This is a genomic window from Nonomuraea sp. NPDC050404 (assembly GCF_040655495.1).
In the GTDB taxonomy this organism is placed as follows: Bacteria; Actinomycetota; Actinomycetes; order Streptosporangiales; family Streptosporangiaceae; genus Nonomuraea.
In genome coordinates, this window is sequence record NZ_JBFAKB010000052.1 from 42,940 (window position 1) to 57,917 (window position 14,978).

Genomic DNA, 14,978 nt, shown 5'->3' on the forward strand with positions numbered 1-14,978 from the left:
ACCAGCCCCCTGACCTCCGGTTTAGCCGGGTCTTACGCTGCTCTTGACACCCTTGGATCATCGGGATTTGAGGGAGATGACAGATGAACGCGAACGAGCCTCACGAGCAGGGCCCTGAGCAGCAGGGCACCGGTGGGTGGAGCCAGTTCGGCGCCACCCCGCCGGCCTCCGGGGGCTTCCCCCGGCGGGACACCCAGATCATGCACCAGCCGCCGCCTCCTCCCACCACACCGCCGACGCCGCCCGGCAGGCAGCGCTTCAGCGCCGCCCAGAAGGCGGTCGCGGGGCTCGCGATGGCCGCCATGGCGGTTGGCGGCGGCGTCGTGGGGGCCGTCGTCGCCACCTCGTTCCAGCCCACGCCCGTCGCCGTCAGCAGCGAGAACACGCCCAGTCCTACCTTCAAGCCGGCCTCGGACCAGCTCACCGTCGCCGAGGTCGCGGCGAAGGTGCAGCCCTCGGTCGTGATGATTCAGGGCCAGACCGGCGAGGGCTCCGGCGTGGTGCTGTCGGAGGACGGCCTCATCCTGACCAACAACCACGTGGCCGTGGGCGCGGGACAGGGCGGCCAGATGAGCGTCAAGTTCAGCGACGGCAAGACGGCCAAGGCCGAGGTCGTCGGCACCGACCCCGCCACCGACCTCGCCGTGATCAGGGCGGAAGGCGTCTCCGGGCTGACCAAGGCCACGCTCGGCAACAGCGACCAGCTCAAGGTCGGCGACGCCGTGCTGGCCATCGGCAGCCCGCTCGGCCTGGACGGATCCGTCACGGCGGGCATCATCAGCGCGCTGGACCGCACGCTCAACCTCGGCGGCGAGCAGCGGCAGCAGGTCCCGCCCGGCTGGGGTCAGCCGGAGCAGCAACAGCAGAGCGCGCCCACCACGATCGGCGGTGCCATCCAGACCGACGCCGCGATCAACCCGGGCAACTCCGGCGGCGCGCTGGTGAACGCGGCGGGCCAGCTCGTCGGCATCAACACCGCGATCGCCTCGGAGGCCGCGGGCGGCGGCGTCGGCTTCGCCATCCCGGTCAACACCGCCAAGCAGGTCTCCGACCAGCTCATCAGCACCGGCAAGGTCACCCACGCCTTCCTCGGCGTCAGCGTCACCACCGCGACGGGCGACGTCCCGGGCGCCCTGGTCAGCCAGATCACCCCGGGAAGCCCGGCGGAGAAGGCGGGTTTGGAACGCGGGGACGTGATTACCAAAATCGGCGACAAGGCGGTTGACGGAGGCGATACGGTTGTCGGGCAGGTCAGAGGTTTCAAACCGGGCCAAGAGGTCAAGATCACATACATGAGGGACGGCGCGACCCACGAGGTCAACGTCACCCTCGTGGAGAACAAGTAACAAAGACCCCCTCATGGACGGGTGTGCCGTTGAGATCGCTGCGGACTCGGCGGCACACCCCCCAATTCCGCCTCAGCGGAAGCGACGGCCCTCGTCACGCCGGTAGGCCCAGCCGGCCGCGACCGCCGCGACCACGGTCCAGACGGCCAGCGCGATCAGTGCCACCGTGTCAGGCGTGGTGCCCGCCGTGATCGCCCAGAGCAGTTCGGCCACACCCCTGGTCGGCACGTACGGGGAGACGACCTCGATGAAGTCCGGCAGGATCGCGGGCGGCAGCAGCAGCCCGCCCAGGATCGCCATCGGGAAGTACAGGAGCTGCGACACCGTGATCGCCGCCTTGGCCGTCAGCACATGTCCGACGAACAACCCCATCAGCATGAACGGCACGGCGCCCGCCACCAGCGTCACCAGCCCGAGCAGCAGCCGCAGTGGCGTCGTGGTCGCCGAGGTGAACAGCACCGCGACCAGCAGCACCGGCACCACCGAGACCAGCATGACGGCCAGCGTCGTCAGCATCCGGGCGACGAAGCGGGGCACGGGACCCGCGGGCAGCGTCCGCACATAGGGGTCCCACGGTTGCTCACGGTCCTGCGCCACGGTGATGCTCAGCCCGATGAGCGCACCCGACATCGCGCCGAAGAACATCAGCGAGGCCGCGGACATGGTGGCGGCCCGCGGATCGTCGGCCGTGAACGGCACCACGAACGCCAGCATCGAAATGGCCGGAAACAGCGCGCCGGCCAGCAGCCCGATGGGGATCCTGATCTGTTCGAGCAGCAGGAACCGGGTGTGCGCGAGCACCAGGCTAGACATTCGCGGTCTCCTTCGACGTCAGGGCCAGGAAGGCCTCCTCCAGGGTGGACGGCCTGATCTCCAGGCCGGAGAACGGCGTGCCGCTGCGTACGAGCTCGACGACCAGCCGGTCGGGATCGGTCGTCATGAGGTTGATCCGGTCGTCCTCGCGCTCGGTGCCGAGCACGCCGGGCAGCTCGGGGAGGTCGGCGGCGGTCAGTGAGACGCGTCGCACGCCCACGATGTCGCGTACGGCCCTGACCGTGTCGTCGGCCAGCACCCGGCCGTGGCCGACCACCACGACCCGCTGCGCCAGCGCCTCGATCTCCTCCAGGTAATGGCTGGTCAGCAGCACCGTGCCGCCGTCCTCGTGGAAGGACCTGATGCCGTCCCAGAGCGTGCGCCGCGCCTCGACATCCAGGCCGGTCGTCGGCTCGTCGAGGATGACCAGCCGCGGCTTGCCGGCGAAGGCCAGCGCCACGGCCAGCCGCCGCTTCTGCCCGCCCGACAGGCCGCCGATCTGCCGGCGGACCAGGTCGCCCAGCCCGAACCGGTCCAGCAGTTCCTCCTTGCCCGCCCGCTCGGCGAAGTGCGCCCGGACGAAGTCGACGATCTCCCCGACCCGCAGCGCGTCCGGCAGCCCGGTCTCCTGCGGTGTCACGCCGATCCCGCGCCGCGTGACCGGGTCCTGCGGCGAGCCGCCGAGCAGCTCGACCGTGCCTGACGTCGGCCTGCGCAGACCCGCGAACAGGTTGATCAGGGTGGACTTGCCCGCGCCGTTGGGGCCGAGCAGGCCGACCAGCTCGCCCGCCCGGATGTCGAGCGAGACGCGGTCGAGCGCCAGTACGTCGCCGTAGCGGCGGGTGACCTCGATCGCCCGCGCGAGGACCGTCATTGAACTCCTCCAGCACTGTCCAGCAAGGCGCGGATCGCCTTGGTGTATTCGTCGAACGCCAGCCGCCCCCGCTTAGTGAGCGCCGTGTACGTGACCGGCGTGCGGCCCCTGTGCGTCTTGTTGATCCGGACGTATCCGGCGTCTTCCAGCTTGGTCAGGTGCACGGAAAGGTTCCCCGCGGTCATGCCGAGCAGGTCCTTCAATGCGTTGAAGGCCATCTCGTCCCCGTCGCCGAGGACGTTCAGGGCGGCGACCACCCGCAGCCGGGCCTGTGCGTGGATCACCGGGTCGAGATCGGGCAGAGGGCTGTCCGCCGTCATGCACAACGCCTCAGCCACAGCCCCGCGACGATGGAGCCCCCGCCCAGCAGCACGGCCGTCAGCAGGGCGTGCCAACCGGCGCCGAGCAGCACGCCCAGCACGTTGACGGCGATGGCCCAGGCCCCGAGGAAGAACATCGGCCAGTTGAGCCAGATCGCGCCGCCCGCCATGTAGAGCACCGACACCACCAGCATCGAGGTGGCCGCCCACAGCAGCCCGGTCTCCTGGGGCGGCAGTTGCGGGCTCATCCTGACGCAGAGGACGACCATGAGCGCCATCCCGCCGAACCAGGCGTAGCCGTACATGGCGCTTCTGTCGGACGTCTCGCCGCGAACCCCCCGGTTCATCCGCGCGATCCCGCGCGCGACGATCGCCCCCGCCACGACCTGTGTCCCCATCAGCACGCCCACGGCCTGCATCTGGGAGATCGGCGCGTAGGACTGCCCGTCGAGGCCGTAGTGCAGGAACAGCGCGGTGAAGCCCAGCAGCCACGCCACGCCCCACGGGAGGTAGAGCATCAGCGAGGCGCCGTAGAGGTACTTCGTCGTGGCCGCCCGCTGCTCCTCCATGACGCGGAGCATCTCCTCGGGGGTCGGCGCGCGATCGTCATCCACTGTGCAAACTCCTCGGTAACTCAAACTGGTTTGCATCTTAAACTGGATTGCGACGCCAACTCAACCCCGTGGTGAGGGGTGAGGGGTCAGCGGCGGGTGAGTACCTCGGACTCCCACAGGTCGCGGTAGTAGCCCGGCACGCCGACCAGCTCGTCGTGGTGCCCGCGCTGCGTCACGCGGCCCTCCTCCAGCACGATGACCTCGTCGACCAGCTCCAGGCCCTTGAGGCGGTGGGTCACGAGCAGCGTCGTGCGGTCGCGGGTCACGTCGAGCAGGTCGCTCATCAGGCGGTCGGCCGTCTCCTCGTCGAGCGCCTCGGCGGGCTCGTCGAGCAGCAGCACGGGCGGGTCGTACAGCAGGGCCCTGGCCAGGGACAGGCGCTGCAACTGCCCGCCGGAGACGGTCCTGCCGTCCTCGCCCAGTTCGGCGTCCCATCCGGTGCGCTCGACCCAGTCCTCCAGCCGCGCGTCCCGCACGGCGCGCCGCAGCCCGTCCTCGTCGGCCTCGGGGCCGGCCAGGCGCAGGTTGTCGCGGAGGCTGGCGCGGAAGATGTACGGGTCCTGGGTCAGGCCCGTCATCAGCGTACGTACGTCGTCGCCCGCCAGGTCCGCGATGTCGGCGCCGTTGATCCTGATGGCGCCGGACTCGGGCTCGACCAGGCGCATCAGCGCGGCCAGCAACGTGCTCTTGCCCGCGCTGCTGGGCCCGACGATCGCGACCCGCCTGCCGGGGGTGAGCCGCAGCGACACCCCGTCCAGCGCGGGCCGCACAGTGGCGCGGGCGTCCTGCGGGGACTGGCCTGCGGTGTCCGGCCGGCTCTGAGGGCCGGTGTCCGGGGTGGCGTGGCGTACCACGAGGTCGTCGATCTCGATGGTCAGCGGGGACTGGGGGAGGGGCGCGGGTGCGGCGGGTTCGGTGGTCGCCGGGGCGGCCGAGCGTACCTCGCGCAGGCGCTTGAGCGCGGCCGTGATGCCGGCCATCCGTTCGCCCGCCGCCGCCAGCGGCAGCACCGGCTCGAAGGCGACCAGGGAGGTCAGTGCGAGCACGGCCGTGCCCACCGAATCCGCGCCCGCGCTCTGGGCGATCAGTACGACGCCCGCCACGGTCAGGCCCTGCACCAGCGTGCCACCCGCCAGGGCGGCGGCGTGCACGCGGGCCTGGCGGCGCTCCAGATCCGCCAGGGCCTCGTCGGCGGCCAGGGCCTTGGCCTGCGCCTCGTCGTCGGCGCCGTACGCGGCCAGGTCCGCCGAGCCGTGCACCAGGTCGGCCACCCGGCCCGCCAGCGCCGCCCGCGCCGGGGCGATCCTGGCCGACCAGCGGCGGGCCGCGGCGGCGGTGCCCGCGGGCAGCAGCACCCCGGCCAGCACCAGCCCGGCCACCAGCACCAGCGCCGACACCGGCAGGATCGTCAGCCCGACGACGACGGCGGCCAGCCCCGCGATCGCCGCCGCGGCGGCCGGCAGGAAGCAGCGGACGAGCAGGTCCTGCACGGCCTCGGTGTCGTCCACCATCCGGCTCAGCAGGTCGGCGCCGCCGTGACGGGGCCGCTGGGGCGGGATGAGGGCCTCGTACAGGGCCTCGCGGGTGCCTGCCTGGGCGCGCAGGGCCACGTCGTGGCCGGTCAGGCGTTCGGCGTAGCGGAAGACGCCCTTACTGGTGGCGAACGCCCTGGTCGCCACGATCGCCACGCTCAGCGCGGCCAGGGGTGGTTGCTCGGCGGCCCGGGTGATCAGCCAGGCCGCGGCGGCGATGAGCCCCAGCCCGGCCAGATCGGCCGCCGCCCCCGCCAGCACGGCCCACAGGAGCCGCACGCCCATCCGCCGGTTCATCGCCCGCCCTCTTCCGACCGGACCACCGTCACCTGATCCCGCTCCCGTCCATCCGCTTCACCCACGCCACTCCTGCCACCAACGTCACCTGTGTCGGCCGTGTCCGAGACGATGCGGCCACCGTGCAGGCGGACGACCCGGTCGGCGAGGTCGATCATGGCGGGCCGATGGGCGACGATGACGGCCGTGCGGCCCTCGGCCAGGTCCGAGGTGCCCGAGACCACCGCCGCCTCGCTGCGCCCGTCCAGGCGGGCCGTGGGCTCGTCCAGGAGCAGGACCGAGGCCGCGGGACGGCAGAAGGCACGCGCCAGCGCGATCCGCTGCCGCTGCCCCGCCGACAGGTTGGCGCCGCGCTCACCGATCACGGTGTCGAACCCCTGGGGCAGCGCCGTCACGAAGTCCGCGTGCGCCGCAGCCGCGGCGGCGCGTACCTCGTCGAGTGAGGCCGACGGCGCCCCGAGCCGGATGTTGCCGGCCACCGACGTGGCGAACAGGTGCGGCCGCTGCGCCACGAACGCCAGCCGCGCCCGCCAGGCCGCCAGGTCGAGCTCACGCAGGTCGGCGCCGTCGATGAGGACCCGCCCCGCCGACGGCTCGACGAAGCCGAGTATGAGGTGCAGCAGCGTGCTCTTGCCCCCGCCGCTCTCGCCCACCAGGGCGACCCGCTCGCGCGGCCGGATGGTGAGGCTGACGTCGTCCAGGGCGAGGTCGTCGCGTCCCGGATAGCGTACGGTCACGTTCTCTAGGCGGATCTCCGGCGCCCCGCCACCGGCTTCCGGGCGCGCGCCACCGCGCTCCGGCCGGGGCTCGTCCGCGGATCGATCCAGTACGGCGAAGGCCGCGTCCGCGGCGGCCACCCCCTCCATGGAGGCGTGGAAACGGGTCCCCATGGCCCGCAGCGGCAGGTACGCCTCCGGCGCCAGCAGCAGCACCAGCAGCGCCGTAGTCAGGTCCAGCGACCCCCCGAGCAGCCGCAGCCCGACCGGCACCGCCACCAGCGCCAGCGACAACGACGCGCACAACTCCAGCACCAGCGACGACAGGAACGCCACCCGCAACGTCCGCATGGTGGCGCTGCGGTGGGAGTCGGCGACCTGCTTGATGACGGTGGCCTGGTAGCGCGCCCGCCCGAAGGCCCGCAGCGTGGGCAGGCCGCGCACCACGTCCAGGAAGTGCCCGCCCAGCCGCGACAGCGCCACGAACTGGCGCTCGGTGACCGCCTTCGTGGTCATCCCGACCAGCGCCCCGAAGACGGGGATGAGCGGCAGGGTGACCAGCACGATGATCGCGCTGGCCAGGTCGGCGGCGAACAGCCGGACCAGCACGGCCAGGGGCACCACGGCGGCCACGGCGATGGCGGGCAGGTAGCCGGTCAGGTAGTTGTCGAGCCCGTCCAGGCCGCGCCCCGCCAGCGTGACCAGTTCGCCGGAGCGGTGCTCGGTGAGCCTGCCGGGGCCCAGCTCGCGCAGCCGTTCCAGCAGCCGGCGGCGCAGCGCGGACTTCACGCCCGTGGCGCTCCGCCCGGCGAAGACGCCCTGCGTCCAGGCCAGCAGGGCCCGGACGCCGACCACCGCCGCCAGCACGATCAGGGCGGCGGCGGTGAAGCGGCCGGACAGCACGCCGGCCAGCAGTTCGGCCTGGACCAGCACGAGCAGCCCGGCCAGGATGGCGGCGGCCATGGTGACGCCGAGGTGGCGGCGGACCGAGAGCTCGGCCCGCATGAGCGAGGTCAGACCCTTATGCACGGACCCTCAGAAGAACGACGGGAGACGGAGGGCGTCCTTCCCGGGACGGAAAGTGCGCCATACCCATATTTGCGCACCCACCATGAGGGGTGTGAACGGGAGTGCCATGTAGCTGAGCACGGTGAGCGTGGCCTGGGGTGCGCTGTGCTCCAGCAGGTACGGCATCGCGCCCGCCAGTACCCCCGTCGCGGGGAGTGCGGCCAGTAATCCCGACAGCGCAAGCATCCGGCCCGGCCTGGTGGCCCCGAACGCGCCGGGCAGTCGCCAGCACAGGAACGTCCAGCCGTGGAAGGCGAGCAGCAGCGTCATCACCAGGCCCAGCATGAGCCCCACGGGATGCACGGGGGAGGACTCGAAGCCGGTGGCGGCCGCGTACAGGGCCATTCCCCAGCCCACGGACAGCCCCAGGGAGCCGAACGCGACGCAGGCGTCCCAGAACCCCCGCCACCTGGAGCCGTCAATCCTGCGGCGGAACCACAGCCCCGCGTCCCGCAGGATCCAGCACAGCAGCATGGCCACCACCAGCGGGTAGAGCCCGAACAGCACCTCGTGCTCCAGCAGCGGGTAGACGCCGAACAGCGTGCCCGCCACCGCCACCAGCCACACCTCGTTGGCCAGCACGTACGGGGCCATGGCCGCCACCATCCGGTCCCGGTTCCCGCGCGTCCTGCCGAGCACCGGCAGCAGCAGCCCCACTCCCAAGTCGAATCCCTCCAGGGCGAAATATCCGGCCAGAAGCACCGCGAAGAGGACGAACCAGATCACTTCCATTGCAGACTCCTCAGTAGCTCATCGCGGGGGTGTGCGGCTCGCCGGAGGTGGCCCCGAGGTCCAGGTCGCGCGGCCCGCGCCTGATCACCCGGGCGATGAGGACGTAGTCGGCGACCGCCAGCAGCCCCAGCACGGCCGCGAACCCGATGAGCGAGGCCGTGACCATGCCCGAGGTCAGCCCCGGCGACATGGCGTCGGCCACGGTGAGGCGCTCCCAGATCATCCAGGGCTGCCTGCCGATCTCCCTGGCCATCCAGCCCATGATCGACAGGACGAACGGGATCGGCGTCATCGCGATCAGGACCGGGTGCGTCCAGCGCAGCCGCGGCAGGATCGAGATCATCGGCAGCATGACGAGCAGCACGACGAGCGCCAGCAGCTGCCCGAACTCGATCATGATCCCGAGCCCGATGCCGGCCGCCGGATTGTGGCTGCCGAACTTGTTCTCGGGGACGGCGGCGAACTGGGCGTACCCGAAGGCCATGGTCACGAAGATGCCGATGGCCGCGGTCTTCACGCCCATCCGCAGCGACCTGGTGAAGAACTCCACCTCCCGGGTCCTGCGCCGCAGCTGGTACGCGCTCGCGCCCACCAGCACCATGCCCCCGGTGAACAGCCCCGCCCCGACCACGTGCGGGAAGGAGAAGACCAGTGCGCCGTTGGTGAGCAGCGCGCCGAAGTCGGTCAGGTGCAGACGATCGCCGCTGACGACCGAGCCCACCGGGTTCTGCAGGAAGGAGTTGGCCACCATGATGTAGAACGCGCTCGCGTACGCGGTCAGCGTCACGAGCCAGATGCACGCCAGGTGCGCCCACTTGGGCAGCCGCCCCCAGCCGAAGATCCACAGGCCCAGGAACGTGGACTCCAGGAAGAAGGCGACCAGCGTCTCCATGGCCAGCGGCGCGCCGAACACGTCGCCCGCGTAGTGCGACAGCCCGCTCCACGCCAGGCCGAACTGGAACTCCATGACCAGCCCGGTCACGATGCCCAGCGCGTAGTTGATGACGTAGATCTGCCCCCAGAACCGCGTCATGGCCTCATCCGGTGCCTTGCCCGACCGTGCCCATCTGGTGTGCATGATCGCCACCAGCGGCGCCAGCCCCAGCGTGAGCACCACGAACAAGAAGTGCAGGCTGCCCGTCACCGCGAACTGCGTGCGGGCCAGGTCGAGTACGTCCATGGTCACCCCGTTGTTGTGCCTATCTACATATAGACAGCCTACATGTAGACTGGCTACATGACACACGGGTGTCTAGGATCGGTGACATGAATCCGGATGCGCTGCGGGGACACATGGACGCGCTGCTGCTCTCAGTGCTGGAGCGCGAGCCGTTGCACGGCTACGCCATCATCGAAGCGCTGCAGCAGCGCAGCGGAGGCGTGCTCAACGTGCCCACGGGCACCGTCTACCCGGCGCTGCGCAGGCTGGAGCGCATCGGCCACCTGTCGAGCGAGTGGGCGACGGTGGGCGGGCGCAAGCGCCGCACCTACCGGCTGACCGACTCGGGCAGGAGGCAGTTGCAGGGGGAGCGGTCGGCCTGGCGCGAGTTCTCCGACGTGATCGGCAGCGTCCTGCGGGCCGAGGCGGTCACCACGTAGAGACGGTGGTGGCGGGCTCGCGGGTGATGCGCACGCACCGGGTGGCGCAGTAGATCTGCGTGCCCCACATGACCGAGGTCACCAGGTTGGCCAGCAGGGCGGGCGTGGCCTCAAGGGTGTTGGGCGACTCCATCCCGAACGTCATCAGCATCGACAGCCCGAACGTGACGGGCAGCCCGGCGAACACCGCCACGGCCAGCGACCTGGTCACCAGGCGCGGCCGGCGGATCCAGCGCGCGCCCCTGCTCAGGGCGAACAGCGCGAGCCCGCCGTACAGGGCGACGCCGAGCTGGATGAGGTCCAGCAGCTTGGAGGCGGGGGAGTACCACCACGGCTGGTTGAGCCAGGCCTGGTCGGTGCCCGGATACAGCTGCCACAGCGCCGACCACATGGCCACGGTGATCGGCACGCTGACGAACAGCAGCACCCCGAGCCGCCGTCCCGCGACGGCGGTCAGCTCAGTCTGGTAGCCGGGCGCGATCTCGGAGATCCGCCCGAACTCCGCCACCGCCCGCCGCTCGGCCTCCGCCCGCTCCAGGCCGTCCGCCTCCAGCGCGTCGGCGGTGTCGACCAGGCTGTCCCGCGCCTCGACGACGAGATCGCGCTTGGGTCTCCGGGGGCCCTTCAGGGCACCGTCGAGCTTCGCCACGTAGTCGTCGATGAGCATGGCCCACAGTCTACGGAGGGCGATCTCGGGGGTTCATCCGGGAACACCCTGATTTTCTTCGCGGTTGTCACGTAGGAAATTTCCTACGTATAGTGGCTGACATGCCAATCTCCTCCATTCTCACCATGACCGTGCCGGTCGCCGATCAGGCGCGCGCGCTCGGCTTCTACACCGGGGTGCTCGACTTCGAGGTGCGCACCGACAACCCGTTCCCCATGGGCCGCTGGCTCACCGTCGCGCCCAAGGGCGCCGCGACCACGCTGCTGCTCGCCTCCTGGTTCCCTGACATGGCGCCGATCGGCGGCCTGGTCGTGGGCGCTCCCGACCTCGACGCGCTGGCCGCCCGGCTGCTGGCGAACCAGGTCGCCTTCGAGGGGCCGAGCGAGGAGGCGTGGGGCAGGCAACTGCTGTTCCACGACCCGTTCGGCAACGGTTTCGTGGTCAGCCAGACGTGACGGCCGATCACGTCTTCACCGCGCTGGCCAGCCCGGCCCGGCGCGAGCTGCTGCGCCTGCTGCTCGACGAGGGCGCCCAGCCCGCCGGCCGGCTGGCCGAGCGGTTCGACATGAGCAGGCCCAGCGTCTCCGAGCACCTCAAGGTGCTCAGGGACGCGGGGCTGGTGGCCGAGACCCGCAAGGGCAGGGAGCGCCACTACCGGCTGGAGGCCTCGCCGCTCATGGAGATCCGCGACTGGCTCAGCCCGTACGAACGGTTCTGGCGGGAGCGGCTCACCTCACTCAACACCCTTCTCGACGAAATGGACGACGACGATGTGCCAGACGCCCCAGACGCCCCAGACGCCCCAGACGCCACGGGACAAGTCGGCTGACGACCTGCGCGCGATCAGGCTCGACCAGTTCATCGCGCATCCGCCCGCCAAGGTGTGGCGGGCGCTCACCGAGCCCGAACTGCTCGCCCGCTGGCTCATGCCGAACGATTTCAAGCCGGAGGTCGGACACCGCTTCACCTTCACCACCCAGCCCAAGAAACAGGTCGGGTTCGATGGGATCGTCCACTGCGAGGTGCTGCGGATCGAGCCGGAGAAGCTGCTGCGGATCAGCTGGAGCGACGGCAAGCAGGCCGACTGGACGGTGACGTGGCGGCTGGAGCCCGAAGGCAGGGGCACGCGGCTCTTCCTCGACCACGAGGGCTTCGTACCGGACGATGAGGTGCAGCAAATGTCGCGGCGGATCATGGGCGGCGGCTGGCCGCGCATCTTCGGCGTCATCGAGACCATCGCCGCCGAACTCTGAACCCGGCGCGGGTCAGCGGTGGTGCGGCGGCCCCGACCCGCTGAACCCGGGCGCGGGTCAGCGGTGGTGCAGTAGCCACGACACCGACTCCCACCACCCGTGACGGGCCAGGCGGCGCATCTCCAGGGCCGCTAAGGCGAAGTCGGCCGAGGTGGCGCGGTCGGTGGTGCGCAGTCCCGAGTAGAGGGCCGCCAGCCGGTCGGGCGAGGCCCCGGGGTCCCTCGGGCCGGTCCGGCCGTGCAGGCGGTGCTCGTCGGCCAGGGCTCGGCGGCGGGAGAACCAGCGCAACATCGGCCAGCGCACGCTCATCCGCATCCCGCGCGGCGTGATCGCGAACGTGCAGTCCTTGACCCGCACCCCCGACGGATGGCTCAGCCCCGCGAACCTGCAGCCCGACAGGTCCAGCCCGAACAACCCCAGGTCGGGCGCCTGAACCTGGCGCAGTGAGGTGATCATGGACCTGCCCCGCCCGGTCACGACGGCGGGGCCGCGCAGCACCGCGCCCTCCAGGTCGGCCTGCGAGTCCGTCAGCCGCACCGTGGTCGGCCCGGAGACCTCCACGTGCCGCAGGTCCACGCCGCACCGGGCCACCGCCACGTCCAGCAGCCCGTCGGCGCGCGCCCTGGTGGCCGACAGGCGGCCGGTGGCAGACAGGTACGCGTCGGCGGCGAAGTGCGCCGTCTCGAACCCGGCGTGCCCGCTGACCTTGCGGAAGGACAGCGTACGGCCGAAGCGCGCCCCTCTGAAGGCGCCCCCGTCGCCGAGCCGGGCGCCGTCGAAGGTGGCGTACCCGTCGAACCTGGCCCGCTCGCACGACAGCCCGTGCCCGAACACGGCCTGGCTGAACAGCGCGTCACGCGACATCACGGCCCGGTCGAGGCAGGCGTGCCCGCGCACCGTGACGCCGTGGAAGGACAACTCGCGGCTGAACCTGACCTCGGCCAGCGACACGTTGCCGTCGAAGCGGGCGCCGAAGAAGGAGGCCAGCCGGTCGAACTTGGCGCCGTCGAGCGACACGTCGCCGGCGAAGGTCACCCCCGACAGCCGGACGTCGCCGGTGAACCTGGCCCGGTCGAACCGGGTCCTGCCGGGTCTGCCGCCGGTCGCTTCCAGGGCTCTGGTCAGCAGGTCGCTGGTGACGGTGATGCCGCGCAGGTCGAGCAGGCGGCCGGGGGAGAGCTCGCCGAGCGCGGTGTCGAGTTGGTCCGGGGTGAGATGTGCCAGGCAGTGGCCGGACGGCCGGCCGGCGATTCCGGTGCAGGCAGCCGAATACGCGCAAGTGACCCAGTCCATGCGGGGTTGATACCCGCCGGGGCCGATGTCAAGGTTCGACGATTTAATGTTATAGCCATCTTTGTGTGGAAATATGCGGGCTATATTGCCTCTAAAGTGCCGGACATGCGCGCTTTATCCCGAGCATCCCTGGCCGCCCTGATGGTGCTGGCCTTCGCCGCGATCCCCGGCCCGGCCTCCGCCGATCCGGCCGCGCCCTGCGACATCCCCGCCTCCCACCGCGTCGCCCAGGTGCAGGGCGGCGGCGAGGCCAGCCCGCTGGCCGGCCAGACCGTGCGGGTCGAGGGCGTCGTGACCGCCGACTTCCAGCGGACCGACCAGCTGAGCGGCTTCTTCCTGCAGGATCCCCGGCCCGACGCCGACCCCATGACCTCCGAGGGGTTGTTCGCGTACGCGCGCGACACCGTCAAGGACGTGAACGTCGGTGACCGGGTCCTGGTGACCGGCAGGGTGATCGAGTACAACGGCTGGACCGAGTTGTCGCCGGTCACCGTCGTGGACGTGTGCGGCACGGGGCGGGTGGCGGCGCAGTCGTACAGGCTGCCGGCGGAGAACCTGGAGCCGGTCGAGAACATGCTGCTGAGCATCGGGCAGCCGCTGACCGTCAGCGAGCACTACAACCTGGGCCGCTACGGCGAGGTCACGCTCTCCTCGCAGGGCAGGTTGTTCCAGCCGACCGACCGGCCCGGCGTGGACGCGGCGCGCAACGCCCGCCGCTCGCTGCTCGTGGACGACGCCTCGAACCGGGAGAACCCCGCCACTCTGCCGCCCATCGTGCGCACCGGCGACGTGGCGTTCGGGGTCACGGGCGTGCTCGGGTACGGCTTCGGCAAGTACCGGCTGCAGCCCACGGAGCCGATCGCCTACAAGAACACCAACCCGCGCCTGCCCAGGCCGTTCCCGGTGATCGGCAACGTCAGGGTGGCCTCGTTCAACACGCTCAACTGGTTCACCACGCTCGGCTCGCGCGGCGCGACCAACGCGGAGGAGCAGCAGCGCCAGCTCGCCAAGCTGGTGGCCGCGCTCAAGGGGATCAACGCCGACGCGGTGGCCCTCATGGAGGTCGAGAACAACGGCCAGACGGCCCTGCAGGCGCTCGTGGACGCGGTCAACGCCGAGGTCGGAGCGGGTACGTACGCCGCGCTCACGCACCCCCACCCCGGCACGGACGCCATCCAGGTGGGCCTGATCTACAAGCCCGCCAAGCTCACCCCGGTCGGCGCGCCGAAAGCCTCCGAGGACCCGGTGTTCAGCCGCCCGCCGCTGATCCAGACGTTCAAGCGCAAGGGCGGCGGCCAGCAGTTCACCATGCTGGTCAACCACCTCAAGTCCAAGGGGAGCTGCCCTTCGAGCGGCCCCGACGCCGACCAGGGCGACGGCCAGAGCTGCTGGAACCCCACCCGCGTCGCCCAGGCCAAGGCCCTGCTCGGCATCGTCGAGGACCAGGAGCTGCCCGGCCCGATCGTGCTCGGCGACCTCAACGCCTACGGCGAGGAGGACCCGATCGACACCCTTGAGGCGGGCGGCCTGACCAGCGTGACCAAGCGGTTCGTGCCCGCGCCGCTGCGCTACAGCTACCTGTTCGACGGCCTCGCGGGTGAGCTCGACCACGCCATGGTCGGCAAGACCCTGCTCAGGCGGGTGACGAGCGCCACGATCTGGCACATCAACGCCGACGAGCCGCGCATTCGCGACTACAACACCGAATACAACCCGCCCGGCCTCTACCGGCCGGACGCCTACCGCTCCTCCGACCACGACCCGCTGGTCATCGGCCTGACCCTGCGCTGAGCCCCGCGGGCGCCGCCCTCACGGGGGCGGCCCCCCCCGCCCGGGCCGGGGATGCTGGTGTGG

16 protein-coding genes are annotated in these 14,978 nt (G+C 71.2%); 6 read left to right on the forward strand and 10 right to left on the reverse strand.

Annotated elements, in window-relative coordinates:
- The first annotated feature begins 83 nt into the window (after nucleotides 1-83).
- Nucleotides 84-1,346, forward strand: coding sequence for a trypsin-like peptidase domain-containing protein (locus AB0I81_RS61540; protein WP_360679433.1), 1,263 nt, complete (start codon nucleotides 84-86; stop codon nucleotides 1,344-1,346).
- Nucleotides 1,347-1,418: 72 nt separating this feature from the next.
- Here the strand turns inward: AB0I81_RS61540 and AB0I81_RS61545 are convergent, their stop codons facing one another.
- The 8 genes from AB0I81_RS61545 to AB0I81_RS61580 form a co-directional block, all read right to left on the reverse strand.
- Nucleotides 1,419-2,159: an ABC transporter permease gene (locus AB0I81_RS61545; protein ID WP_360679436.1), complete on the reverse strand. Its 741-nt coding sequence runs from the start codon at nucleotides 2,157-2,159 to the stop codon at nucleotides 1,419-1,421.
- Nucleotides 2,152-3,033 carry an ABC transporter ATP-binding protein gene (locus AB0I81_RS61550; protein ID WP_360679439.1) on the reverse strand — a complete coding sequence of 294 codons (882 nt, stop codon included), beginning with the start codon at nucleotides 3,031-3,033 and terminating at the stop codon, nucleotides 2,152-2,154. Before AB0I81_RS61550 ends, AB0I81_RS61545 begins: the two co-directional genes overlap by 8 nt.
- On the reverse strand, nucleotides 3,030-3,353 hold the full coding sequence (locus tag AB0I81_RS61555) for a transcriptional regulator (protein ID WP_360679442.1): 324 nt from the start codon (nucleotides 3,351-3,353) through the stop codon (nucleotides 3,030-3,032). Before AB0I81_RS61555 ends, AB0I81_RS61550 begins: the two co-directional genes overlap by 4 nt.
- Nucleotides 3,350-3,967: a hypothetical protein gene (locus AB0I81_RS61560; RefSeq protein WP_360679444.1), complete on the reverse strand. Its 618-nt coding sequence runs from the start codon at nucleotides 3,965-3,967 to the stop codon at nucleotides 3,350-3,352. Before AB0I81_RS61560 ends, AB0I81_RS61555 begins: the two co-directional genes overlap by 4 nt.
- Before the next feature lie 86 nt (nucleotides 3,968-4,053).
- Nucleotides 4,054-5,796 (reverse strand): thiol reductant ABC exporter subunit CydC, encoded by a 1,743-nt coding sequence (cydC, locus tag AB0I81_RS61565; protein WP_360679447.1) that lies wholly within the window; start codon nucleotides 5,794-5,796, stop codon nucleotides 4,054-4,056.
- A complete protein-coding gene (cydD, locus tag AB0I81_RS61570) occupies nucleotides 5,793-7,541 on the reverse strand; it encodes a thiol reductant ABC exporter subunit CydD (RefSeq protein WP_360679449.1) in 1,749 nt (582 codons plus the stop codon). The genes cydC and cydD overlap by 4 nt, the downstream gene beginning before the upstream one ends.
- A 6-nt stretch (nucleotides 7,542-7,547) precedes the next feature.
- Nucleotides 7,548-8,312, reverse strand: a complete 765-nt coding sequence (locus AB0I81_RS61575; protein WP_360679452.1) for a cytochrome d ubiquinol oxidase subunit II — start codon at nucleotides 8,310-8,312, stop codon at nucleotides 7,548-7,550.
- 10 nt (nucleotides 8,313-8,322) lie between these two features.
- Nucleotides 8,323-9,492 (reverse strand): cytochrome ubiquinol oxidase subunit I, encoded by a 1,170-nt coding sequence (locus AB0I81_RS61580; RefSeq protein ID WP_360679455.1) that lies wholly within the window; start codon nucleotides 9,490-9,492, stop codon nucleotides 8,323-8,325.
- Between the two features lie 86 nt (nucleotides 9,493-9,578).
- Between AB0I81_RS61580 and AB0I81_RS61585 the strand changes: the two genes are divergently transcribed.
- Nucleotides 9,579-9,911 carry a PadR family transcriptional regulator gene (locus AB0I81_RS61585; RefSeq protein ID WP_360679458.1) on the forward strand — a complete coding sequence of 111 codons (333 nt, stop codon included), beginning with the start codon at nucleotides 9,579-9,581 and terminating at the stop codon, nucleotides 9,909-9,911.
- Here the strand turns inward: AB0I81_RS61585 and AB0I81_RS61590 are convergent.
- Nucleotides 9,901-10,578, reverse strand: a complete 678-nt coding sequence (locus tag AB0I81_RS61590; RefSeq protein WP_360679461.1) for a permease prefix domain 1-containing protein — start codon at nucleotides 10,576-10,578, stop codon at nucleotides 9,901-9,903. The two genes, AB0I81_RS61585 and AB0I81_RS61590, sit on opposite strands and share 11 nt — an antisense overlap.
- A gap of 101 nt (nucleotides 10,579-10,679) precedes the next feature.
- Between AB0I81_RS61590 and AB0I81_RS61595 the strand changes: the two genes are divergently transcribed.
- Genes AB0I81_RS61595 through AB0I81_RS61605 form a run of 3 tightly spaced genes read left to right on the forward strand, consistent with a single transcriptional unit; the run spans nucleotide 10,680 to nucleotide 11,831 of the window.
- Nucleotides 10,680-11,033: a VOC family protein gene (locus tag AB0I81_RS61595; RefSeq protein WP_360679464.1), complete on the forward strand. Its 354-nt coding sequence runs from the start codon at nucleotides 10,680-10,682 to the stop codon at nucleotides 11,031-11,033.
- Entirely contained in the window at nucleotides 11,030-11,407 is a 378-nt protein-coding gene (locus AB0I81_RS61600) for a metalloregulator ArsR/SmtB family transcription factor (protein ID WP_360679467.1), read from the forward strand. Before AB0I81_RS61595 ends, AB0I81_RS61600 begins: the two co-directional genes overlap by 4 nt.
- The gene (locus tag AB0I81_RS61605) at nucleotides 11,349-11,831 is read left to right on the forward strand and encodes an SRPBCC domain-containing protein (RefSeq protein ID WP_360679470.1); all 483 of its coding nucleotides are present in this window, start codon (nucleotides 11,349-11,351) and stop codon (nucleotides 11,829-11,831) included. Before AB0I81_RS61600 ends, AB0I81_RS61605 begins: the two co-directional genes overlap by 59 nt.
- A 57-nt stretch (nucleotides 11,832-11,888) precedes the next feature.
- Here the strand turns inward: AB0I81_RS61605 and AB0I81_RS61610 are convergent, their stop codons facing one another.
- On the reverse strand, nucleotides 11,889-13,124 hold the full coding sequence (locus AB0I81_RS61610) for a pentapeptide repeat-containing protein (protein ID WP_360679473.1): 1,236 nt from the start codon (nucleotides 13,122-13,124) through the stop codon (nucleotides 11,889-11,891).
- A gap of 105 nt (nucleotides 13,125-13,229) precedes the next feature.
- Between AB0I81_RS61610 and AB0I81_RS61615 the strand changes: the two genes are divergently transcribed.
- Entirely contained in the window at nucleotides 13,230-14,915 is a 1,686-nt protein-coding gene (locus AB0I81_RS61615; RefSeq protein WP_360679476.1) for an ExeM/NucH family extracellular endonuclease, read from the forward strand.
- The last annotated feature ends 63 nt before the right edge of the window (nucleotides 14,916-14,978 follow it).

What these genes read in the sequence shown, in the direction of transcription:
- AB0I81_RS61540 (WP_360679433.1), top strand. Translation starts at nt 84, where the DNA reads ATGAACGCGAACGAGCCTCACGAGCAGGGCCCTGAGCAGCAGGGCACC.
- AB0I81_RS61575 (WP_360679452.1), bottom strand. Translation starts at nt 8,312, where the DNA reads ATGGAAGTGATCTGGTTCGTCCTCTTCGCGGTGCTTCTGGCCGGATAT.
- AB0I81_RS61615 (WP_360679476.1), top strand. Translation starts at nt 13,230, where the DNA reads ATGCGCGCTTTATCCCGAGCATCCCTGGCCGCCCTGATGGTGCTGGCC.
- cydC (WP_360679447.1), bottom strand. Translation starts at nt 5,796, where the DNA reads ATGAACCGGCGGATGGGCGTGCGGCTCCTGTGGGCCGTGCTGGCGGGG.
- AB0I81_RS61555 (WP_360679442.1), bottom strand. Translation starts at nt 3,353, where the DNA reads ATGACGGCGGACAGCCCTCTGCCCGATCTCGACCCGGTGATCCACGCA.
- AB0I81_RS61595 (WP_360679464.1), top strand. Translation starts at nt 10,680, where the DNA reads ATGCCAATCTCCTCCATTCTCACCATGACCGTGCCGGTCGCCGATCAG.
- AB0I81_RS61550 (WP_360679439.1), bottom strand. Translation starts at nt 3,033, where the DNA reads ATGACGGTCCTCGCGCGGGCGATCGAGGTCACCCGCCGCTACGGCGAC.
- AB0I81_RS61590 (WP_360679461.1), bottom strand. Translation starts at nt 10,578, where the DNA reads ATGCTCATCGACGACTACGTGGCGAAGCTCGACGGTGCCCTGAAGGGC.
- AB0I81_RS61585 (WP_360679458.1), top strand. Translation starts at nt 9,579, where the DNA reads ATGAATCCGGATGCGCTGCGGGGACACATGGACGCGCTGCTGCTCTCA.
- AB0I81_RS61610 (WP_360679473.1), bottom strand. Translation starts at nt 13,124, where the DNA reads ATGGACTGGGTCACTTGCGCGTATTCGGCTGCCTGCACCGGAATCGCC.
- AB0I81_RS61605 (WP_360679470.1), top strand. Translation starts at nt 11,349, where the DNA reads ATGTGCCAGACGCCCCAGACGCCCCAGACGCCCCAGACGCCACGGGAC.
- AB0I81_RS61545 (WP_360679436.1), bottom strand. Translation starts at nt 2,159, where the DNA reads ATGTCTAGCCTGGTGCTCGCGCACACCCGGTTCCTGCTGCTCGAACAG.
- AB0I81_RS61580 (WP_360679455.1), bottom strand. Translation starts at nt 9,492, where the DNA reads ATGGACGTACTCGACCTGGCCCGCACGCAGTTCGCGGTGACGGGCAGC.